At 61.9% G+C, this 20,907-nt stretch carries 20 protein-coding genes and 7 pseudogenes; 8 read left to right on the forward strand and 19 right to left on the reverse strand.

What is annotated here, in order from left to right:
• On the forward strand, positions 1 to 495 hold a 495-nt coding region (locus HV670_RS26405), incomplete at its 5' end, for a cytochrome b (RefSeq protein ID WP_246257984.1).
• A 289-nt stretch (positions 496 to 784) separates the two neighbouring features.
• On the opposite strand, the gene HV670_RS26410 is transcribed toward HV670_RS26405, so the two are convergent.
• From HV670_RS26410 to HV670_RS26420, 3 genes are all read right to left on the reverse strand, one after another.
• Complete coding sequence (locus HV670_RS26410; protein ID WP_175107945.1) at positions 785 to 1,348, reverse strand: Hsp20/alpha crystallin family protein; 564 nt, start codon at positions 1,346 to 1,348, stop codon at positions 785 to 787.
• A gap of 210 nt (positions 1,349 to 1,558) precedes the next feature.
• A complete protein-coding gene (locus HV670_RS26415; protein WP_175107946.1) occupies positions 1,559 to 1,963 on the reverse strand; it encodes an Hsp20/alpha crystallin family protein in 405 nt (134 codons plus the stop codon).
• A 24-nt stretch (positions 1,964 to 1,987) separates the two neighbouring features.
• Positions 1,988 to 2,443 carry an Hsp20/alpha crystallin family protein gene (locus tag HV670_RS26420; RefSeq protein WP_175107947.1) on the reverse strand — a complete coding sequence of 152 codons (456 nt, stop codon included), beginning with the start codon at positions 2,441 to 2,443 and terminating at the stop codon, positions 1,988 to 1,990.
• A 239-nt stretch (positions 2,444 to 2,682) separates the two neighbouring features.
• Between HV670_RS26420 and HV670_RS26425 the strand changes: the two genes are divergently transcribed.
• Entirely contained in the window at positions 2,683 to 3,066 is a 384-nt protein-coding gene (locus HV670_RS26425) for a hypothetical protein (RefSeq protein WP_175107948.1), read from the forward strand.
• Between the two features lie 132 nt (positions 3,067 to 3,198).
• On the opposite strand, the pseudogene HV670_RS26430 reads toward HV670_RS26425, so the two are convergent.
• Positions 3,199 to 3,477, reverse strand: a pseudogene (locus tag HV670_RS26430) (glycosyltransferase family 4 protein); the annotation flags it as partial.
• Between the two features lie 131 nt (positions 3,478 to 3,608).
• Positions 3,609 to 3,797: a CsbD family protein gene (locus tag HV670_RS26435; protein WP_175107949.1), complete on the reverse strand. Its 189-nt coding sequence runs from the start codon at positions 3,795 to 3,797 to the stop codon at positions 3,609 to 3,611.
• Between the two features lie 989 nt (positions 3,798 to 4,786).
• Between HV670_RS26435 and HV670_RS26440 the strand changes: the two genes are divergently transcribed.
• Positions 4,787 to 5,125 carry a hypothetical protein gene (locus tag HV670_RS26440; RefSeq protein WP_175107950.1) on the forward strand — a complete coding sequence of 113 codons (339 nt, stop codon included), beginning with the start codon at positions 4,787 to 4,789 and terminating at the stop codon, positions 5,123 to 5,125.
• Positions 5,126 to 5,462: 337 nt separating this feature from the next.
• Here the strand turns inward: HV670_RS26440 and HV670_RS26445 are convergent, their stop codons facing one another.
• Complete coding sequence (locus HV670_RS26445; RefSeq protein ID WP_217478530.1) at positions 5,463 to 5,864, reverse strand: PTS sugar transporter subunit IIB; 402 nt, start codon at positions 5,862 to 5,864, stop codon at positions 5,463 to 5,465.
• A 701-nt stretch (positions 5,865 to 6,565) separates the two neighbouring features.
• On the opposite strand from HV670_RS26445, the pseudogene HV670_RS26450 reads away from it, so the two are divergent.
• Positions 6,566 to 6,870, forward strand: a pseudogene (locus HV670_RS26450) (acylphosphatase).
• Here HV670_RS26450 and HV670_RS32365 read toward each other — a convergent pair.
• Together HV670_RS32365 and HV670_RS31945 are read right to left on the reverse strand one after the other, a co-directional pair.
• Positions 6,766 to 7,182, reverse strand: a complete 417-nt coding sequence (locus HV670_RS32365; RefSeq protein ID WP_425511472.1) for a serine hydrolase — start codon at positions 7,180 to 7,182, stop codon at positions 6,766 to 6,768. The pseudogene HV670_RS26450 and the gene HV670_RS32365 overlap by 105 nt on opposite strands.
• On the reverse strand, positions 7,179 to 7,304 hold the full coding sequence (locus HV670_RS31945; protein WP_281362469.1) for a hypothetical protein: 126 nt from the start codon (positions 7,302 to 7,304) through the stop codon (positions 7,179 to 7,181). Before HV670_RS31945 ends, HV670_RS32365 begins: the two co-directional genes overlap by 4 nt.
• A 401-nt stretch (positions 7,305 to 7,705) precedes the next feature.
• On the opposite strand from HV670_RS31945, the gene HV670_RS26465 reads away from it, so the two are divergent.
• Entirely contained in the window at positions 7,706 to 8,833 is a 1,128-nt protein-coding gene (locus HV670_RS26465) for a CotH kinase family protein (RefSeq protein ID WP_175107952.1), read from the forward strand.
• Between the two features lie 22 nt (positions 8,834 to 8,855).
• Here HV670_RS26465 and HV670_RS26470 read toward each other — a convergent pair.
• The 6 genes and pseudogenes from HV670_RS26470 to HV670_RS26490 form a co-directional block, all read right to left on the reverse strand.
• Positions 8,856 to 8,993: pseudogene (locus HV670_RS26470) on the reverse strand (class I SAM-dependent methyltransferase); the annotation flags it as partial.
• A gap of 525 nt (positions 8,994 to 9,518) precedes the next feature.
• Positions 9,519 to 10,475: an FAD-dependent oxidoreductase gene (locus HV670_RS26475; protein ID WP_343054505.1), complete on the reverse strand. Its 957-nt coding sequence runs from the start codon at positions 10,473 to 10,475 to the stop codon at positions 9,519 to 9,521.
• Between the two features lie 33 nt (positions 10,476 to 10,508).
• Positions 10,509 to 10,619, reverse strand: a pseudogene (locus HV670_RS32085) (FAD-dependent oxidoreductase); the annotation flags it as partial.
• A gap of 159 nt (positions 10,620 to 10,778) precedes the next feature.
• A complete protein-coding gene (locus HV670_RS26480) occupies positions 10,779 to 13,904 on the reverse strand; it encodes an efflux RND transporter permease subunit (RefSeq protein WP_175107954.1) in 3,126 nt (1,041 codons plus the stop codon).
• Positions 13,901 to 14,983, reverse strand: coding sequence for an efflux RND transporter periplasmic adaptor subunit (locus tag HV670_RS26485; protein WP_246257985.1), 1,083 nt, complete (start codon positions 14,981 to 14,983; stop codon positions 13,901 to 13,903). Before HV670_RS26485 ends, HV670_RS26480 begins: the two co-directional genes overlap by 4 nt.
• A gap of 71 nt (positions 14,984 to 15,054) precedes the next feature.
• A complete protein-coding gene (locus tag HV670_RS26490; RefSeq protein ID WP_246257986.1) occupies positions 15,055 to 16,617 on the reverse strand; it encodes a TolC family protein in 1,563 nt (520 codons plus the stop codon).
• Between the two features lie 118 nt (positions 16,618 to 16,735).
• Here HV670_RS26490 and HV670_RS26495 point away from each other — a divergent pair, with 118 nt between their 5' ends.
• Positions 16,736 to 17,245 (forward strand): winged helix-turn-helix transcriptional regulator, encoded by a 510-nt coding sequence (locus tag HV670_RS26495; protein WP_175107956.1) that lies wholly within the window; start codon positions 16,736 to 16,738, stop codon positions 17,243 to 17,245.
• A 299-nt stretch (positions 17,246 to 17,544) separates the two neighbouring features.
• On the opposite strand, the gene HV670_RS32370 is transcribed toward HV670_RS26495, so the two are convergent.
• Together HV670_RS32370 and HV670_RS32375 are read right to left on the reverse strand one after the other, a co-directional pair.
• Positions 17,545 to 17,877, reverse strand: coding sequence for a LysR substrate-binding domain-containing protein (locus HV670_RS32370; RefSeq protein ID WP_175107957.1), 333 nt, complete (start codon positions 17,875 to 17,877; stop codon positions 17,545 to 17,547).
• Positions 17,874 to 18,143: pseudogene (locus HV670_RS32375) on the reverse strand (LysR substrate-binding domain-containing protein); the annotation flags it as partial. The gene HV670_RS32370 and the pseudogene HV670_RS32375, both read right to left, overlap by 4 nt.
• A 115-nt stretch (positions 18,144 to 18,258) precedes the next feature.
• Between HV670_RS32375 and HV670_RS26510 the strand changes: the two are divergent.
• Both HV670_RS26510 and HV670_RS26515 read left to right on the forward strand, forming a co-directional pair.
• Positions 18,259 to 18,600, forward strand: a pseudogene (locus HV670_RS26510) (IS110 family transposase); the annotation flags it as partial.
• Between the two features lie 67 nt (positions 18,601 to 18,667).
• Positions 18,668 to 18,925 (forward strand): annotated as a pseudogene (locus HV670_RS26515) (hypothetical protein); the annotation flags it as partial.
• Between the two features lie 503 nt (positions 18,926 to 19,428).
• Here HV670_RS26515 and HV670_RS26520 read toward each other — a convergent pair.
• The 3 genes from HV670_RS26520 to HV670_RS26530 form a co-directional block, all read right to left on the reverse strand.
• Entirely contained in the window at positions 19,429 to 19,707 is a 279-nt protein-coding gene (locus tag HV670_RS26520) for a hypothetical protein (protein ID WP_175107960.1), read from the reverse strand.
• Positions 19,708 to 20,192: 485 nt separating this feature from the next.
• A complete protein-coding gene (locus HV670_RS26525; protein WP_175107961.1) occupies positions 20,193 to 20,555 on the reverse strand; it encodes an ATP-binding protein in 363 nt (120 codons plus the stop codon).
• The coding region (locus HV670_RS26530) for a HAMP domain-containing histidine kinase (RefSeq protein WP_175107962.1) at positions 20,552 to 20,907 on the reverse strand (356 nt) is incomplete at its 5' end. The genes HV670_RS26530 and HV670_RS26525, both read right to left, overlap by 4 nt.

The following is a 20,907-nucleotide window of genomic DNA, read 5'->3' on the forward strand; positions in this document are numbered from 1 at the left end:
ATCGCCTTCACATTTGGCCCCGGAGGGTCCGAGCAGCGCGTATACGCACACGCCCGCGACTTCGACCGTCAGCTCCACGAGACGCTGGGGTTGTGCGTGTTCGCGCTTGTCGTTATGCGCGTACTGTGGCGGATAGTCGACAGGCAACCGGAGCCGCCCCAGGTTTCGCTTTGGATGAGCGTCGCGGCGAAAGCCGTGCAATGGACGCTGTATCTGATTCTCTTTGCGCTCCCGCTCACTGCTATCTCCGGTGCGTGGCTCGAAGGGCATCCCCTGACGCTCCTCGCGGGACTGGAGATTCCACCATTCTTTGAGGTTTCACACGATGCTGGCGCGACCGTCGCAACGATCCACACATGGCTAGGTGATGCGATTCTATGGCTCGCGGGGTTTCATGCGCTCGCCGGGCTCTACCATCACTTTATCCTTAAGGATGGCGTTCTCGTCTCAATGCTTCCGCGCTGGCTTCCCCTGCGGCGATCGAACGGCCATTAAAGAATACATGACGGCTTCGGGTGGAACCGAGGTTCGTCGTGAGACCCAGTTCGGCCATGAAGCGACAGTGGCAGCATTGAATCGAACGGCCGAAGTTCAGCCCGAATATGACGTCTGTTCAGGAGCTCGTTCTAACGGTGCAGGATGGTCGCCCTGAAGGGCAGGCCGACGAATACTGGCGCCGGATTCGCGACTTTGAAGCGCAATGATCGCCGCGAGTTCATTGACTTAACCCGCGGCGATCACCTATCCATCATTTTACTTCGCGAGCGCAACAGGGCCACCCGCGCTAGCCAATATCAATCGCGCGGCTGGCGGATCGCAAGGCCTCGTGTTTTGGTACGGTCAAGGTCAGCACGCCCTTGTCAAACTTGGCAAGAGCGTGGTCAGGATCGGCGTTCTCCGGCATTGGGATCGTGCGCGTGAAGGTCCCGTATGGGCGCTCCAGACGATAGCAGCCGTCCTCCTCACTGTGCACGTCCTGTCTTTTCTCGCCGCGCACCACCAGCGCTCCGTCCTCGACGCTGATGGTCAGATCGTCCCGCTCCATGCCTGGCAGCTCGACGGTCACGCGCAGTATCTTCCCTTCGTCGACCACGTCGATGCACGGCTGGGAACGCGATGAGCTGAAGTCGCCGAACCATCGTTCGAGCGTGCCGCGCACGGCGAACGGATCGAGAAAAAAATCCTCCATGGCACGCAGGGAGTCGCGCGAGAAAAGTCGCTGAATGTCGGGCCATGTGGCACGCCCCTGCTCGCTAGCTGCCTGAGTCTCCGGGCTGTTCGCGTCGGACTTGCCCCCTGACCCGCGAAGAAATTTGAAAGGGTTCCACTTTTTCAGGTCGTTGTTCATCGTATCCACCTCGACGGTCTGACAGGAAAACTGGCCATCCCTCTGCGCTCACGGTGCAAAGCTTCTGCTCACGTGGCTCGACTGCGCCTCGCGAGGGGCCACCATTTCTCCATTACGTTCTGCATCCGCCCCTCTAGAACGCAGGTGATGGCAACCTCACGGCCGCCACCGCCTTTTCTCCTGTCTTCGTTGCTGATCTTCAAGATTCAGTTAATCTGCTACCTCGATGCGTCGCGGCCTTGCTTCGTCGCGGCGCGGAATGGTCAGTTTCAGCACGCCGTCCTGCAGGTTCGCGTCGATCTTCGATATGTCGAAGTCCGGGCTCAGCGAGAACGCACGCGCGAATCGCGGTTCACGGATCTCGGCGTGCTGCAGCCGCAGACCGGCGGGTGTCGGCACGACCGCTTCGGCCTCGATATACAGATTGCCGTCGTGCACCTTCACCTCGAGCTTGTCCTTCGGGACGCCTGGCAGGTCCGCCCACAGCGTGATGCCCAGGCTGTCCTCGAATACGTCAACTGGGGGGGTGAGCGTCATCCGCCGCGCCGGCTCGTCCCCCTCGCGTCGTGCTGCCGGTTGCCGGTCGCGTTCAGCAATATGTGTCCTGTCGTTCATGGCTTGCTCCTCGAATAACTGACGTTACTGGACGGTGATGGCCCGCGGCTTCGACGCTTCGCGCTTGCCGACGGTAATCGACAGGCAGCCGTTGGTGTAGCGCGCCTGCACCTTGTCGGGGTCGGCGTTCTGCGGCAGTTCGATCACGCGCCGGAATGCGCCGCTGAAGCGCTCCTGCGCGTAGGTGCGAACGTCGTCGCGGGTGTCGCCGCTAACGTGCGGCCACGCTGGCTTGCGCTCGCCGGCAATCGTTAGCAACCCCTTGTCGATCGACACGTCGAATTCAGCGGCGTTCAGGCCCGGCGCGAACGCGACAATCTCGATCGAGTCGTCGGTCGCTCCGATGTTGACGTACGGGAAGGTAGCGTCAGGGCGGCCGGAGCGGATGCTGGAAGGGAAGCCGTTGAACAGGCTCGCCATTTCCCGTTGCAGACGGTCAAATTCGCTGAGCGGGCTGGTTCTCGAATAAAAATCACTCATGGTCGTATCCTCCTTGAATGGAGCATGGAGGCGAACGGGCTTACGCGCTCCAGTCCGCCTGCCAGCTGCTGGCAAACAAATCGAAACACGCAGCGCGCTTGGTGCCACCAGCGCGTCTGCCTGAGCGAAATTCAAGATAGGCATCCCGCGGGAAATTTCAAGGGGGAAATTCGGGTCTTGAAAACAGCATGTCGGCCCCTATCATCGCGAGGCAGAGCAACGACCAAACGGAGGACATCATGGAATTCAATTCTGACTGGCTCACGGTGGGAAGGCACCGTGTGCGGCTGCGCTCGACCAGAGGCTTTCCGACTGAAACTATGCGCAGCGTCGCGGAGGTCGTGAGGCTCGCAATCGACAACAACATGAGTGCGCGCGCGCGGCTGGTCGAGATCGTCTTTCAGCAGGACGAGACCTACGATGTTGCAGTCGGCACGACCGTGGTGGAAGACATCGTCTGTGCGCCGCAACTGGAAGCGGCGATGTCGGTGGTGCTTGGTCTACGGACGGAACAAGTCAACGTCACTGTGACGACGGTCAGTCAGGAGGAAGTCGACCTGCACTTCGGCGTCTATGAGCGCATGCTCGCCGAGAAGCTGGGCGTTGTGCCGCCCATCCAGTGATTGCCGGGCCATTGCGCTGCGCCGCAACGGCGGACCCCGAGTAATTCGTGTAGTGCTGAGCCATGGCCCTCGAGGTTCAGCGGCGCACGAACGCCGCGCGGATTTCCGTACGGGACAGCCTGTCGAGCCGCCGTCCGGTAAGCCGTGGTAGACGGTATCGAGCCGGTTCGCGGCCGGCAACGGAACCCGCTCCGAATCTGAAATCGATACGACGGGCGCCTGCGGGAACATGGCGAAGAGCGGCTGCAGTTCCGGCAGATCGAGGCGCTCATGTAACGTGGTTCCGAACGGCACGACGAGCTGAGAAAACGTCGGGAACGGCAAATAGCTCAGATGGAAGTGCAGGATGTCAAACGTATGGGCCACGCGCCGAACCTTCTCGAGCAGCAACAGATGCGGAGCAAGCGTATCGCAGCCCAAGCGGGCACGTCGCGACTCTGCTGACGGCGCTATCGAAGCGCCGTCGTCCGCCCCCTATGTCATACAGACCGATCAGAACCCGCCTTCGCTGAGCGCGGTCGGGATTTGCCCGCAATCCGGTTTTAGCCGGGCTTTCGTGTCGTATTCTTGACCGTATCCTTTACGTCGCCCGCCTTCTTCCGCGCTTCGCCAGTCGCCTGCTGGACATCGCCCTTGACTTCCTGTTTCCGGTCGCCCGTTGCGCGGCCGAGGGCCTCATTCACCTTGCCCTTCACCTTCTCCGCCGTACCCTTCATCTGATCCCTGTTCATGGCCAACCTCCCGTGCAAAACTGATCATTCGTTTCCGCCCTTACCGGGCAGACTAATTACTTCGCAAACGGCGTGCCTGTGCTGTTGCCGCCCCGTGCGTGCTCCGTCTGCCTGCCTGACACGTAGCGAGGTTGATATGAAGTTTGCACAGCTTCAGGGGAGCAACCTTCGGGCTCTTCCCGGACGTTGAGTTGCCGGAACTCCACTTACCCAATCTCCCCCGCACAGATCGCCACGCGCACCGCTTGACATAAAATTGATCTCGCCTCGACACACACACACAGACAAAACAGGCACGCCGACATCTGGGGTTGGCCTCGACCTGGTGCGGGAACGTCGTTGACGAAACGCGGACCGATTCATTTGACATGCGCTGGCACCAGCATTCGCCGGATAGAGCCAATCGTTCGACAATGGGTCGCGCAGGGTCCATTAAAAGCATTGCGGAGTCGGGAGGTGAACGGCCGCTTTTTCAGCGGGGTGGGACGTTCGGAGAGGCTAACGGGAGGACAGCAAGGGGTCGAGTGCTGCCGTTCTTCGTCTTTGCGCCGCTCGGAGTGGTCGCGCGGTGAGGGGGGGCGCTCCGTCTTCGGAGCACCGTCGCTTCGCTTCGTTCTTGCTTTTTAACCAGAGACTGGGCGCGCCTTCACAAGCGAACATGCGAACGCTACGCCAAGCTGTCGCGCAGGTCATCGACACATTCAGATTTGAGCGTGTCGCCAGAGTGGCAAAATTACTGCACTCTGCTTGCGTCGGTTGGTTTGTCTCGCGTCCACATCTCACGAGGGTCGCTGTGCGGCTCATCGCATCGGACGCAGCTCCGGCACGGCCACTGCAATCGAAACGGTCAAAATGGCCGCCGTAGGCTGAAACTTTCCAAGCACCAAATCAAGGTTCATCTCGACGGCTACAACAACCTCGACTATTGGGAAGGGAAGACGGACAAATCGGCGCGACGTGAACTCTTCTACTCCGACGAAACCGACCTCATGGCGATCCGCGTGGATGCATGGAAGATGCACATCGGCGTGAAGAAGGACAACAACTGGTTCAATGAGAAGTCGTATCCGAGTGTGCCCTATCCGTTCAATCTGCTGATGGACCCGATGGAGAAGATGGATCCGGAGTCGCATGAATGTGGGTACGCGCGACGGAAGTTCCTTGCGGAGAAACTTTGGGCTCCGACCGCGGCCGTGCCGTTCATGCAGGCGCATCTGAAGACTCTGCAAGATTTCCCGCCGAGCCAGGCAGCCGACACGCTCAGCATGAAAAGGGCGGTCGACGAAGCGATGAGGAAGCTGTGGTCGCCGACCGGCAGCAGCAACTAGGGGAATTTTGCCTTTAATCGTTCGCCGCAACGGCGCGGTCTATCGCAACAGTCGACCGCTGCGCGTCTTTGTCGAAGCTCGATCGTCTCAAGTCGGCGTCATAGGAGACGATCGGCAGGCTTGTCCTAATGGCTCGAACGGGTAGCGTGCTGCCGATCGCAGCATAGCGAGGTTCGAACTGCGCATGCCCATTGCATGAGGCGGCACCCGGGCCAGTTACGGACGTTCGACAGCGGCGTCTGGACTGTCGACAATTGGAGCATCGGAGAAGCAGCCCGTAACCTACCTGTTCTTCCGATTTGCAGGCGAGCCTACTCCGCTAACCGCTCGGGTGCAGTTATTTACCTTTAAGCCAACGAGCTGCGGCGTCTGGTGTGTCTTCAGGGCGAGTATTGAAGGCAATGGACGCATTGGGAGCGCATTTGTGCACGGTATTCACGAGTGCCTCAAAGAGCAGCAAGCTTTTTGGAGGAATACGTATCCCGCCGCCGATCACAACGCAATCGTAAGTTGAGGTTGTCAATTGGCGCTCAAGGGTAATGGGCGCGGTTTCATCTGGTCTCACCAAGCAGAGATCGGCACGCCATCCATGCGCCTCCATTTGCTGCATGCCGATTGAAATTCCGGCATGAATTTTCGCGGCGTCGAACCCCGGCGGTAACGCGGGGTCGGAGAAGTCGACCGTCTCAGGCTCCTGGCCGACGAACAGCACCCGCTTGAAGTCATGCATTTCGCTCATTACCTTCTCCTGAATCGGTGATGGTTCTTGCAAACGCCCGCGAGTTGTGACAACGAAAACGAGCAGGCGATATGGATCGCGCACAGCGTGCATATTAGTATTCACCTCGGCATTGCTACTGCGAATCTTGACGGCGTCTGCGTAGCGATTCTCGAGCGCGTTTGGCGAGGTTATCCTCATCCAACGTTAACGCTTCTGAACGAAAGGGTTTGCAGGGTAAGACCTCTCACGGTTGCATTGGGGCAGTATTGCACCGTACCCTCCGGCTGAGGCGAGCGCCACTACGAGGCGTTGCGAGACTTCCCAGGATTGGCGGGCAGCGATCTACCACACAAGCAGGCCCGCGCCAGCAAGCGCGCCGATCGCGAGTTGCTCCGACGATCGCGCCGCCGCTGAACTCGCTGATCGCCCTATGCGCGATCAGCATGAGACCCGAGGCGTCCCAAAATGAAAGGCGACTATGTGCGGCCAATGCGACCGGCGCGTTTGGCTCTGTCCGATAACCTGTGTGTTCCGAGTTATTGAGTTCGGCGTTCTTCGTCCCCCATTTGTTTGCTCGTCGCTGGGTCTGGCGTGAGCCGTTCGCTTGAGTTACCGCGGCAAATATGGAAGAGTTGAGCGCAACGGTGCATCAGACGACCCAAAACGCAGCCGAACCGCTTCATTGAACCGGTGCATAGATCTCCAACCGGAGCCCACCCATGGAATCTCACGATAGGGACGAGCCGCTTGACACCCGACTCGTGCACGTGCGTGGTCAGGTACAGGGCATTGGCTATAGGAGGCCTGCGTACGCCGCGCGACAGCCCTGGGCGTTACAGGCTGGGTCCGCAACCTTGTGGACGGCTCCGTCGAGGCGGTGCTGCAAGGCTCGCCGGAGCAACTGGAGATGTGTGCGTGGCTAATCGAGGGTATGTCCGCAGCGCTTGTGGAGGAGTTCGAGGTGACCGAGGTGCAGCCACCGTTTGCCCGCTTTGACAGCTTTGAGCGCATGCCCACCCTGTGAGGGCACGCAAAGTATCGACTTTGGAACATTGCCGACTTCTTGTATTTCCGGTTCACAGTGACCAGTGAGCGTAGCCGTCCGAGCGCGCCTCGGAATATATGTCGACATACGTATTCTTCGTGCCGAAGGGAACAGGCGCTCCTTCATTAGCGCGGTGAAACTGCGCCCCATGCTTTGCGCGGTGATTGCGCGGAGCGTCCCGATATCGGGATTCGAATAGGTGAGATATGTCCCCGCCCGATAAGCCGCGCGACACGACTCGGAATAGGCGAGCAACTGGTCTTCGTCGTGGATGTTGTCAGGAACCTTCAGCGGCGCCCGCTCGGGGTATGGGTGCCCAGATTGAACAGATTGACCTTGCCGAACTTGCTGTCCCGCAGCGGCATGTGCTGACTCACGCTGTGGGACAGCCAGAGCCGGTTGTCTGCCTGCATTCATGAGTCGAGCGTCGCCGCGAACGTCTTGCTCACCGAGCCGAACCCGAACAGGGTGTCATTCGTGACGGGCTTGCGCAGCTCCGTCTAGGCCACGCCCTCAGTGCGCTCGCCCGAGGATGACGCCGACCTCCATCCCGTGAATATCGTCCTCGGCCATCAACGGGCGGATAGCGTCGTCGAAGTGCTCCGCCGATTCATCGTACGGGGAAGCATGCGCCAAGCCCGTGATGAGGCGGATGGCGCAGAGTATCGTCGTGAGGGTTTTGCGTCGCGGTCTTCAAGTTCATCGCCTGCACTGACTCCGGTTGAGGGTTGCGCGTAAATGTCGACCGCCCTTGACGTGGCCGCCATGTGGGGCGGATTATCGCAGGCATCGCGGGCGAGCACCGGAGAAGAGCATGAACAAGGCGGCCTTCCTGGCACGGTTCAAGGATCGGGCCGTCGTAATCGGCGATCTCCCGGTCGGCACTGCCCGCGACCTCGCCGAACAGGTGAACCGCACGCAGGGGCCGGGCGATGGCGTCCTCACCAGAAAGGCCGAGCTGTCGGCCTTGTTCGATCTCTTGCGCAATCGGGCGGGCGCGCCGGGCGACGATCTGCCGCTGGTCGACGGCGCAGGCCGCTCGACCGCGGCCGGTGACGCAATCGCGCACTACGAGGTGGCGGCGCTCGACAAGCCGCACGTTTTCTCGGAGCCGATGTACCTCGTGCACGTCACCGACTGGCCGCACGATCGTTTCACGCCGGAAAAGCCGATGACGGCATCGCAGGGCGCACGTTTATCCGTCTGGCGCACCGATCCGCACGACGCTCGCCATATTCCACCTCCGGGCAGCGGCGGCGTGCTTTTCTCGACCGCTTCGTTCTCGCTGATGAACAGCGGCAATCGCACGCTGCGTGCGCCGAAGCGGTCGTGGAAGGTCGAGATGGAGTCCGATGACCCGGGCCACGACGAGCTGCTCGGCATGCACCGCTTCAACCTGAAGGCGATGTACAACGACCCGTCGCAGATGCGCGAGGCACTGGCGTGGGGCTTGTTCGCCCGCGCCGGTGTGCCCGCATCGCAGCACACCTACGCGAAGCTCGCGTTTGACGACATCTACTTCGGTCTCTTTTCGCTCATCGAGCAAGTCGACAAGCAGTTCCTACAAGACCACTTCGGTGCCAACCACAAGGGCAATCTCTACAAGGCGTACTGCGGCGACATCGGCTGCGCGACGCTGGGGCATCGTATAGGGGAGGGCGGTGATGATAGCGGGCGGCAGTATGCGGGCAAGGATCCCGACAACCTCACGTATCGTCTGAAGGGCAACAGCGACGATCCGGCGGCGAACACCTTCGACGATCTCGCTCAGTTCGTGCGGGTGATCAACGGCGTCGGCCTGCCGGGCGGCGACAAACGATTCGACACCGACGCGTTCCGCAAATCGGTAGAAGGCATCTTCAATGTCCGCGCGTTCCTGCGCTGGCACGCGCGCTCGCGAAGTCATTGCCCAACGCTGGCGCCATCGTGGCGACGGACCTAAATCAGTCCATGCTCGATCACGACTGACGGGCCTCGCCAAACGCTCTTGCCTTCCCGGGAAAGAACATGGCCCTGAACTGGCAGACGACCACATCGAACTCGCCATCCGCGAACGGCAATTGCATCGCATCCGCTTGACGCCACTCCACCGCTCTGGCTGTTCTGAACACACGCAACCTTCACACTACCCTCAATGCCATACAGTCTAGGACTGGAACGAGCCTTGAGGGCAAGGAACCGGCCGGCGGAGCAGAGTTGCGCCGTCGGCGTCCGCTGTCGCGCCTGCGGCAGGGGCAGAGATCGGCCATGAAGGGACCTTCACCCGACGTGCGGCTCGGACATGCGGAAGACCGCTTACATCAGTAAACGGTCACTCAACGGCCGAAAGCCGGCGTCGTGTCGTCGGCCTAAGCCGCCGTTCGCATGTTGTCGCTGGCACGCCCGCTCACTCCGGCACAGCGGTCGTTCAACAGCGGTAATCGCAAACTGCCGCTGACATCGGCGAACGCGTACTTTCGACCCACTGCGGACGCTCGGCCAGGCGCCACCTCACTTATGTGAATGACCATGATCGACGCGACGTGCGACAGTGCACTCGCGGCTGCCAGCACCCAGAGCGCCGGCGCAATCCACATGTCCGCCGCGTTGCGGCGCGTGCGCGGGTTCGGTTTTCTTCATTTGATCGATCACTTGTCGTATCCGAATTCTTTCAGGTATCGCGGAATGAAAAGCTCGCGTCCCTTGATCAGCGCAGTCGCCCACCGCCCTGCAAACCACCCACGGCCCAGAATGGGCAGCATGCTCGCGCCGTCCTGCGGCCCCAGCGGAACCAGAATCCCACGCGCCGGCCACGGCTTATATGGGGCAAGCGACTCTATACGGCGACCCGCCAGCAGTGCGTTAATCGTTTTCGCCAGCCACGGCGCCTGCCGGGTAATGGCGACGATCGTCATCGGGTCGCCGGTTGCTGCCGCATCGCCGAGCGAAAAGAGCCGACTCAGGCCGGCGGGCCTGAGCCACCCGTCGACTATCACCCGGCCCTGACGGTCGAACCGCGCTCCCACCATCTCGCGGAACAGGGCGGTCACCGGCTGCGCGCCCAGCGCCGGGAAGATTAAGTGTCGAGGCTCATCTCCTGCATCGTTGCCCAGGATGCCGGCGTGGGGCCGCTCGCGGTGCGCGAGTGTCTCGACCCGCGTGTCGAGACGCAACTGCACGCCCTTGCGGCGCAACTGCGTCTGCAGCGCGCGCGAGAATTTGGCTGAGTACCCCGGCATCAGGGCAGGCGCGTTGGAAACTAGCGTGACGCTCTTATTTGGAAATGCGGTCGAGATCTCGCCCGCTAGTTCGACGCCGACCGCCCCGCCGCCAACGATCGCCACGTTGTCCGCTGCCCGCAGCGTGGCATGGGCCGCCCGGATGCTGCCATTGAATGCCGCAGCCGAGTCACCGTCAGGCTTGAAGGGCTCCGCATAGCGCGACCCGGTCGCCACGATTACGACATCGGCTTCAATTGCCTCGCCGCCAGCCAGCACGACGCCGTGCTCGGACGCGCTCGCCACCACGCCACGCCGCACGGCCCCTCGCCGCAACAGGCGGTCATATGGAATGACGATGCGCTCGAGCAACGCGGGGGCGACCACGCTGCGAATGGCAGCGGCATTATGGACGAACCGGTCCCGCGCTTCGACGAGACAAACCTCCGCATTGCGGTCCAGCGCCCTGGCTAGGGCCACGCCCGCATAGCCACCCCCGACGATCACCACTCGTTTCATGAGTACCTCGAAATGGACTTCATTGTTGCGTAGATGTAAGTTGGACGCTCGCCAGCAAACAAGAAGGCACTTTGACGAAACCGACTCGCCGCGCCCCCCAACGGGATGCCCGCCGTCAAGCCGCCGCCGTTCCTTAGCTGATCACCGACAAATGGACGGTGTTTATCATCGTTAGGCATGGTTGGTCACGCTCCCTAAATCGCCCGACGCCTTGACGGGGGCCGCTGCGGGCATGTGTGCCTCCGAATAGGTGCGCCGCTTGAACAGGCGCCGCAGCCATCGCTCGAGGTCGTCGACGTAGGTGAACGTCACCGGCACCACGAACAAGCTGAGCGCCGTCGAACTGATCAGGCCGCCGATCACGGCCACCGCCATGGGCTGGCGGAAGCTGGCATCGGCCCCCAAGCCCAGGGCGATCGGCGTCATCCCCGCGATCATGGCGACGGTGGTCATCACGATGGGCCGCGCCCGCTTGTGGCAGGCGTCGATCAGGGCCTCGTGGCGCGACAGTCCGCGATCGCGCAAGCCGACGATGGTGTACTCGACCAGCAAGATCGAGTTCTTGGTCACGATTCCCATCAGCATGATCAGGCCGATCATCGACGGCACATCGAGCTCGCTATGCACCGCCAAAAGCGCGACGAAGGCGCCGCCTAGTGAAAGCGGGAGGGCCGACAGGATAGTGACCGGCTGCAGGAAGTCCTTAAACAGCAGGACCAGCACACAGAACACGCACAGGACGCCGATGACGATCGCCATGCCGAAGCCGGACGCGAGTTCCGCGGCCATTTCCGCGTCGCCGCTCTGGATCAGCTTGACGCTGGAAGGAAGCCCCTGAACCGACGGCAACGCCTTCGCCGCCTTGAGTGCGGCGCCTAATGGCATGCCGCCCAGACTCGCATCGATGGTCACATAACGGTGCCGGTCGTAGCGATCGATCTGCGAGGGGCCGCTCTGGATCGACAGGTCCGCGACACTGGACACAGGGATCGGCCCGTTACGCCCGTTGACCCGCATGTTGGCCAGGGTGTCGAGGTTCTGCCGATCGACGTCGGGCACGCGCACCCGAATATAGACCTGCCGATTGTCAAGGTTGAGCCGTGCCACCTGGGCGTCGAAGTCGCCGGCCGAGGCGATTCGCACGACATCGCCGATCGTGGCGGTGGTCACGCCCAGTTCAGCGGCGCGCCGGGCGTCGGGACGCACGACGATCTCGGGGCGTTCGAGGCTGGCGGTGCTGCTAATGTTGGACAAGGCTCCCACCCCACGCAGCTCGCGCTCCACGGCTTGGGCGCTGACCTTCAGCGCCTGGGCGTTGTCGCTGGACAAGATGAGCTCCAATTTCTCGCCCGGTCCGCCGGATCCCACTGAAAATCGCGCTCCAGGCACCTCCGTCAGGCGCTTGCGCACGAGGCCCTCGATGACCCCCTGGTGTTCTCGCTGGCTACGCGGGACGAGGGTGAGGATCAGGGCGCCTTTTCGGACTTCTCCCGCTTGAATCGCGTCGGCTCCCACCTGTTGCGCGTTCCCGAGCGTGGTAAAGATGTTTTGAATCCCGGGCACACCCTTAAGCGCTGCGCGGGTCGCTTCAGCCACCCCGAGCGTGTCGCGCAGGGAACTGCCAGGCGGCAATTCGATGTTCACGCTCGTGTAGCCTGAATCCGCCTCCGGGATGAGGCCTGACGGGATCAGCGGCACGATGGCGATAGATGCGGCAAAGAACACGACCGCGCCCACTGCGGTGCTCTTGCGGTGGCCCAGGCACCACGCGATGACCGCCAGGTAGCGGGTCATCAGCCATCCATCCTTCTCCATTTTGGGTGGATGGGCCTTCAGGAGATGGACGGCCATCAGCGGCGTCAACATCCGCGCCACCAGGAGGGAGGCGAGGACGGCAATCACCGCCGTCCAACCAAACTGCTTAAAGAACAGGCCGGGCACGCCGCTCATCATGGCGGTCGGCAGAAACACGACCACCAGGCTCATGGTGGTGGCCATCACCGCCAGGGCGATCTCCTTCACCGCGTCGCCAGCCGCCACCAGGATGGGTTTGCCCATCCGGCTATGACGCTCGATGTTCTCAACCTCGACGATGGCGTCATCAACCAGAATGCCGACGATCACCGCCAAAGCCAGCAACGTCAGGGTGTTCAGCGAATAGCCCAGCCACGCCATGGCGGCGAAAGCCGGCAGGATGGAGAGCGGCAGCGCAGTCGCCGCGATCAGGGTGGAACGCCAGTCACGCAGGAAGAGGAAGACCACCACGACGGCCAGGAGCGCGCCCTCGTAGAGCATATGCATGGAGCCGTCGTACTGCTCCAAGGTGTAACCCACCGAGCCGGACACCTGGGTCACGCTGAGCGACGGATCGGCCGCATGAAGCTTCTGCAGGGCCGCGCGAACGCCCTCGGCGATCCGCGTCTCGTCAAAGCCTTTGGCGCGGTAGATGGTGAAGCCGACCACTGGCTTGCCGTCGAGCAGGGCGGCCTCGGTGCGCTCGGCGATGCTGTCGCGGACGGTCGCCACCTGATCGAGCCGGACCTGTTGGCCGTTCGGCAGGGCGATCGGCAAAGCGTCGAGTTCGGAGGCCTGGCGCACTGTGGCGATGGTTCGGACCGATTGTTCCTCCTGGCCAATCTGACCCTGGCCGCCGGACGACTCCTGTTCGACCTGGCGCAGGGCCCGCGACACGTCGGCGGCGGTGACACCGAGCGACGCCAGCCGTACGGGATCCACATCCACGCGCACCTCGCGCTGGACGCCGCCGATCCGTTTGAACTTGCCGACGCCGGGAACGCCCAACACGGTCTTGGCGACGGTGTCGTCGACGAACCAGGACAACGCCTCTTCATCCATGCGTGACGAGGCGATCGAGTAGCCCATCATCGGATCGCTGCCGATGGTCACGGCGCTGACGCTGGGTTGCTCCAGATCGGACGGCAGGTCCGATCGCACACGGTCGACCGCATCCTTGGTCTCGATCAGAGCGTCCGACAGCTTCTTTTCGAGGACGAACTGGACGGTGATCGAAACCTGGCCATCGGTGATGGAGGTGCGTACGTGCTTGAGGCCGCTGAGCGTAGCCAGGGAGTCCTCGACACGCCGGGCGACCTCCGTCTCCAGCTGGGCCGGGGCGGCGCCCGGCTGGGTCAGGGTAACGTTGACCGTCGGCAGGTTCAGGTCAGGGAGGTTCTGGATTGGCAGGGCCCGGAAGCCCCAGAGGCCCGCGACGGCAAGCAGCAGGAACAGGACGATGGTCGGGATTGGGTTGCGGATGGACCAAGTGGCGAAGTTCATGGCAGCATTCCCTGGGCGCCGGGCTGCAAAGACGGTGTCGAGGTGTCCACCAAGCGCACGACGTCGCCATCGTTCAGGAAGCCAGCGCCTTGCACGATCACCCGGTCCGCATCGCCCAGGCCGCTGACAATCTCCACGTCGTCGCCGAGACGCCGCCCCACCATCACGGGTTGCAACGAGACCTTCGGCTCCGCCGAGCGGTCCATGACCTTCAGCACGTAGCTGCGGCCATCGCGAATGACGACGCTGACGGCGGGGACGATCAGGGCGTCGCTCTGGCCGAGCGCCACATGGCCGTTGGCGTACATGCCGGCGCGGGCGCGGCTGCCAGACTTGATATCGGCGTAGACGATGGCCATACGCGTCTGCAAGTCCAGTTCGGGGCTTGTTTCGCGCACGTTGGCAATGGCCGTGGTTGCGTCGGGCAGGCTGAGAATGATTTTTTGGCCCACTGCCACCCGGGCAAGCTGGTCGGCCGTCAGTTCACCACGCCACTCGATCCGATCCTGCCGGATGAGGCGGAACAGCTCCTGCCCAACTGACGCCACGGCGCCGAGGGTTGCAGTTCGCGAACTGACCGTGCCGTCGTCGGGCGCTATGACCGCCGTGTAGCGCAACTGCAGGCGTTTGGACGCCAAGGCCGCGTCCGCCGTCTTGGCCTGCGTGACGAACTGCAACACGTCCTGGTCGCTGATCGCGCCGCTGCTCTTTAGCTCCAGGGCGCGTTCGTGGTTGGCGTCGGCCTGGTCGGCACTTGCCTTCAGTTGGACTTCGTCGGCCTGCAGCAAGGCCGGATCCAGTTGGGCCAAGAGCTGGCCCTTCCTGACGTGGTCGCCGACGTTCACGAGTACCTTGGTCAGTCGGTATCCGCCGATCTGGGCGCCGACGCTCTCTTCCTGCCAGGGCGCGACGGAGCCCGAGGCGTCGAAGGTCAAAGGCCACAAGGCGTGGCGCGGGACAGTGCTGGTGACGGTTAGGGCCGGGGCCGGCTGAGCAGGACTGGCGGCAGCCGCATGCCTACGGGTCCCGAGGACGGCGCCGACGCCGATGGCGGTCAGCAAGAGGCCCGTGAGCAGCAAGACCCGCATCGGCCATCGCGACCGGGGGGCACCGCGCGGGCCCGCTGGCAGGGGAAGAGAAGACATATGGATCATCCGGGTTGGTTGGTTTGGGCCGTGGCAGCCGCTGCATTCGAGGTCAGGGGAGCGCCTAGGCCGTCACCGGTCGCCTTGACGAGATCGACCCAGGCCTTCGCGCGGTCGCGGGCGGCGGTGATCGCACTTTCCTGGGCGCTATTGAATTGCTGGCGCGAGTCTTCCAATTCGAAAATGCTGATAGCGCCGGCGCGCCATCGCGCCTCATCCGCGCGCAGCGAGACGCGGCCGGCGTCCACGGCCTGCTGCGACGTCGCCATCCGCTGCTCCGCCGACAGCTGAACGGCCAGGGCATCCTCGACGCTCTGCGACGCGGTCAACACCGTCTGGCGCAGGTTGGCGACGGCTTCGCGATAGCGCGCCTGGGCGCTATGCACGCTGGCGGCCCCTGCGCCGCCGTCGAACAGGGGGGCGGATAGCGCCCCGCCGACCGACCATGTCTGGAAGCTGGCAGCGGTCCCGAGGGCCTGGAGCCAATTGCCGGTCAGGACTGCGGTCAGGTCGATCCGGGGCAGGCGATCGGCGCGGGCCACGGCAATGTCGGACCACCGCGCGGCCGCTTCGCGCTCCGCCGCGACCACTGTCGGATGGGTCAGCAGGACGGTCGCGGGCAACGCCAGCTCGATCGGTGGGGGTGTCGGCATCAGGGCCGTCACATCCGCCTCGACGACGGGGGGCGGCGCTGGAGACTCAGCCGGCGTGGGCGCGCCGCCGGCCTGCACCGTCGGCGACACGAGCCTGCGCACGGTCTCGGCGTCCCGGCCGCTGAGGGCGACGAGGGCGTCGATGTCGCGCGTGCATTGCTCCTGCTGGCTGATACGGTCCGTCAGCGCGTTGGCAAGGTTGGTCCGGGCATTGGCCTCGTCGACCGGCGCCACATTGCCATCCGCCAGCCGCTTGCGCATCAGGTCCAGCTCCACCTGGCGCGAAGTAATGTCGCGGTTGCGCACCGCCAGGGAAAAAGCGCAGGCGCGTAGATCCAGCACCCCGTCGGCGACCTGGGCGGTCAAGGATAGCCGCGCCCACTTCGCGTCTGCGTCCTGCGCGTCTAGCCGGTCGCGAGACGCGATGGCGGATTGCCGCAACCGCCCCCACAAGTCCAGCTCCCATGACAGGCTGGGGCCGCCGGAAGCGGCATCCTCGCCCAGCGTATAGGGGCCAGTGATCGGGACGGGATTCGCCACCTCACCGTGGGCGGCGTTCCCGTTGGCCGTGACCTGCGGCAACTGCTGAGCGTTACTGAGCCGTAGCGCGGCGCGCGCTTCGTCCACGCTGGCCAGAGCCTGGGCAAGGGTCGGGTTATCGGCGAGCGCCGACTTTGCGAGGGCGTCGATGGCCGGATCGTGGAGGTTCAACCACCAGTTTCGGTCCGCAGCCGCTTGGGCCGGGCGAATGGATTGAGACATCGAGGGCGCGACGTTGCTCCACGCCGCGGGTGGCTTGAGGTCCGGCCTGACATAGTCCGGCTGTGTGGCGCAGGCGCCAAGGAGCAGGACGGCCGCGACAATCGTGGTCAGCCCTTTAACGCCTGATATAGGGATTATCGCCAAGTGTTCCAAGATCTCTCGTTCGCGAATTGGTGGTTATCTCGTCTCTATATCGATCAACGAGCACTAGGTTTCTATTGGTGACTGGATGGTAAGATGGAGTTTCCCAAGCTCGCAAGAGGGCACTTTGATGAAACCTAGTCACTTCAACCTTCCGCCAGGCGCTTGCCAGGAAGCTGCAGCCGTACTCGAACGCATCGCCGACAAATGGTCGGTATTCGTCATCGTCAGCCTGTCGGACGGTAGCCTGAGGTTTAATGAGCTGAAGCGATCAGTAGAGGGGGTGTCTCAGAAAGTATTGACGTCGACCCTCAGAAATCTCGAGCGGGATGGATTCATCACGCGTACCGTGACGCCCACGGTCCCGCCGCGGGTCGACTATGAACTCACGGCGCTCGGCCGTGACGTACTGGTGCCACTAGACGCGCTAGCGGATTGGGCAATAGCCCGAAGAACGGTTGTCGCAGAGGCCCGCGCTGCCTTCGATCGTCACCAATTGGTGCAGACTCAAGCCGGCTCGGCCGTCGCTGTTCCATCAAGGCATTCCGTTTCTCCGGAGAGTGACGTCTCGAGGGTAAGTGACTCGAACCTATCTGGACTACCTTTGGGATCGGAAGCACTTCCGGTCTATGAAACGTGACCGGTATGAGGTGGAAAGCGTGAAATGAGAACATCGGCAAGTCGCCACTTCCCACCGATCCAAAGAATAACCGGTTCTGCCATTGCAACCTCCTTAAGTGCCCTAACTGAACGACCTGGCGTTCGGTAGCCGGCTCATCAAGGTGCGTTGGTACGACGGCACGCCGACGGCGGCGCTTCATATTTTTGGCGCCCGGCGTAGATTCATGGTGTTGACCTACTCACGTCGATGGGGCCGTGACAGGCGGGCCGGCCTGAGTCATTGGTGCCGCTCGAAATCGAGGCGCCGGTTGACCATCACTATCCGCTATGGCCCAGCGAAGCGACCTCCATCAACTTGCTGCGAAACCACTGTTGAGCGGCGTCATTGGATTCCCGTTTGTGCCAGACCATATCTACCTCGACGACATGCGACAACGGCAGGTCCAGGAGCTGAATGTCGGTCAATGAGGCGAGTCGTTCTCCAGTCCTTTCGGGAACCGAGGCAATGTAGTCAGACTTACGCAAGGCCAGGGGCAACGCCAAAAAAGTAGCCACGACCAAGCCTATGCGTCTCCGTAGTCCCCGGGACTCCAGTTCCTTGTCAATCGCACCGCGCTTCTCACCCGTAGGAGAGAGCAGGATATGTGTCATCGCGAGATATTGGGGAGATCAAGCTGGCGCTGATTTGGCAACCTGGGATGGTCCTTCCGAGTTATAGCTACCAGTTTCTCCGTGTAGAGAGACCGTGAATCGAAACGAGCTGGCAGGTCTTTCAGGTGTCCAATCGCAACATCGATGTCCTGAGCGTCCAACTGGGAGACAAAGCCCGCTTTGCTCGTTGGCACCAGTCTGACGTCGGCGTCGGGCGCGGAACGTATAAAAGACTCGATGATCCCTTCCACCAATGCAATCTCGGCATACTCTGCGACACCGGCAACAAATGATGATCATGTAGCCGGCCTCCTCGCCGCGGTTATGCGACGAGGGTTAAAGTCAGTTTGCGAAACGCACTTTGACCCTGCGGAGACCGACATGAACTATTGTGGCATAGACCTGCATTCGAACAACTGCGTGGTGATCGTCAGCGACGAGAACGACCGGATCGTGTACCAGAAACGCTTGCCAAACGAGCTCACGCAGATCGCGGTGGCGCTTGAACCGTACCGGCAAGAACTGGCGGGAGTGGTCGTCGAGAGCACGTACAACTGGTACTGGCTGGTGGATGAACGGATGGATACAGGTTACCGGGTACACCTGGCCCATCCCGCTGCCATCAGGAAATACGAGGGACTTAAACACAGCGGAGATTTCGCGGATGCGGCCTATCTGGCGCAGCTGCTGAGGCTCGGGTTGCTGCCCGAGGGCTATGTCTATGAGCGCGGCCTGTTTGCGCATCATCTCGCGCAGTGGCGCGCGGATTTTTGCACGGTTGGCGGGGCTGGTGCGCTGGTACAACCATGAACATCGTCACAGCGCGATCCGGTTCGTGACGCCGGCGCAGCGTCATGAGAACCTCGACCAGGACATTCTGGACCGACGCGCGGCACTCTACGAGACTGCACGGCAGCGCAATCCGCTCCGATGGAAAGGCCGCATGCGCAACTGGCAGCGCGTACGTGCTGTGCACCTGAACCCGGATCGCATCGAGAACCAGGACGGCGCCCCACAGCGCAGTAACCAGGAGCGAAAAGCCGCCTGAGATTTAATCGTCGAGGCGACAACTACCTTGAAAATTTCCGTCACTGTGAATTGACGCAACCTGTTTGCGACGTATTTTTTTGCCCTTGACTCCGGCCGGCTAATGGGTGTCCGTTGAGCCTTTGAAGCAGTCGTTGCTCTATCCAGAGTCCGACCGGCGGCTCAGGGTCGCGTGCCGCCGGTCGTTGTGGGACCGGGTTCGGCCAAGGGCTGCCTTTCAGCGAGCGGGGAACCTGTCGTTTGAACGGCTGCAGTACTCCGGAACCGGACGGACGAGGTATGCCTGCGTGGCTGATCACTCCTCATCTCGTCTTTTACTTGAGGGACGTGCTTCAGAGCCAACAATCGGCAATGGCCCGAGTCAGTCCCCGAAGCACGCATGGTTTATGTAAGCGTCGGAAGTTCTTCAAAGTTCATTAAGCCTCGGAACGGGATTTTACCGAACGAGGAATTGAAACTATAGCCATCAAGCATTCCGCTCTGCTCGGCGGCAGTGAAGAGAGTTTACAGTTCCTTTATCGAGGCAACGCCAAGAAGAGAGCACAGCGCAACTCGATGCTTCTTCGAAGTTGCTTTTGAAAAGGCGCGGAACGGTTCCGCTCCCCAGCGTGACGTGTAGACCAGCGAGCGGGGAAACCAGTTCGGCCAACGGCCCTGCGCATGGATGATATGGCGCAAGCACAAAATAAAGTCTGCTTCGGTCAGCTCGTTAAATGACACCTGTATCGAGTCAGCACGTTCATGGAGTAGGAATGCAGTCAAAGAAACCTTCTGAAGCTTCAACCGAGAATTTCGATGTTCGTCAATACCACGGCAATACTGCGTAAAGAGCGTGTAAGGTTCCTTTAACGCCTGGGCACGGTCGCTTCCTCGGAATACAGCTGTCCGGATAAGAAACCGCAACTGGGAACGCATTCCCCCCACAACATTCGTTGAGATTTAATACGATTTCTGACGCCGAACCTACGGCCTCCCGTCAACTTGCCTTTATTCCAGGGCACAGGCGCCGCGCTAACAACGGTAGTCGCTTCCATGACGATCTCCTTTCAAGTGAAGGCAGTGCCAGTCTGCGCCGACCACCGGGGGCGATAACCGACCCGTATGAGCTACTCAGACAAGACTTGCGACCGGCCGCTCGCGGGCCGACATAAGACGATTGCGGGGCTTTACCTGAAGCCAGCCAGCCAGATCAAGTTATTCAGTCGCATTTCTCTATATCGGGCCACGCTGCCAAAACGCTGTCGGCGGGAATTTATGCGAATCTCGGGTTAAGCCCCTTCTGCAAAAAACGGCGCCGCCTCTCCCGTCAGGGCGCTCTCATCGATCGAAGGCAAACTGAACTGAAAAATCGCACCATGGCCAGCATTGTTGGACGCCCACACCCGTCCTCCGTGGGCTTCAATGATCGAACGGCAGATCGACAATCCCATGCCCATGCCATCAGGCTTCGTGGTGAAAAAGGCGTCGAACAACCGATCCGCGTTCGCCGGATCGATCCCCGTGCCGGAGTCCTGCACGGCGACGATCACATTGCCATTCTCGCCACGACGAAACTCGATCAAGAGTTCCCGCGGCCTGTCCCGAATGTCGGCCATCGCCTGAATGCCATTGATGACGAAATTGATGATCACTTGCTGGAGCTGGGCCCGGTCGCCCAACAGCGCAGGCACTCGGGGGCGAGGTTGAGACGCAACCAGACCTGATGGTTGGACGCCTCGCGCTGAACGAGCGACACAACTTGGTTGACGACCTCGTTGAGCTCGAGCCGCGTTTTCTGCGGGGTCGCCCCCTTGATGAGCGTGCGGATATGCCGGACGATTTCGCTCGCTCGGTCGCCTTCGTTCATCATGCTCTGCACGCAGGCCCGCGCCGCGTCCAGCTGAGGTGTCGCCCGGTCCAGCCATCGAAGGCAGGCATCGCCGTTGATCAGGATGGCAGCAAGCGGTTGGCCGATTTCGTGAACAATGGATGCACTCAGTTCAC

The organism is Pararobbsia alpina (assembly GCF_902859895.1).
GTDB classification, from domain to species: Bacteria; Pseudomonadota; Gammaproteobacteria; order Burkholderiales; family Burkholderiaceae; genus Pararobbsia; species Pararobbsia alpina.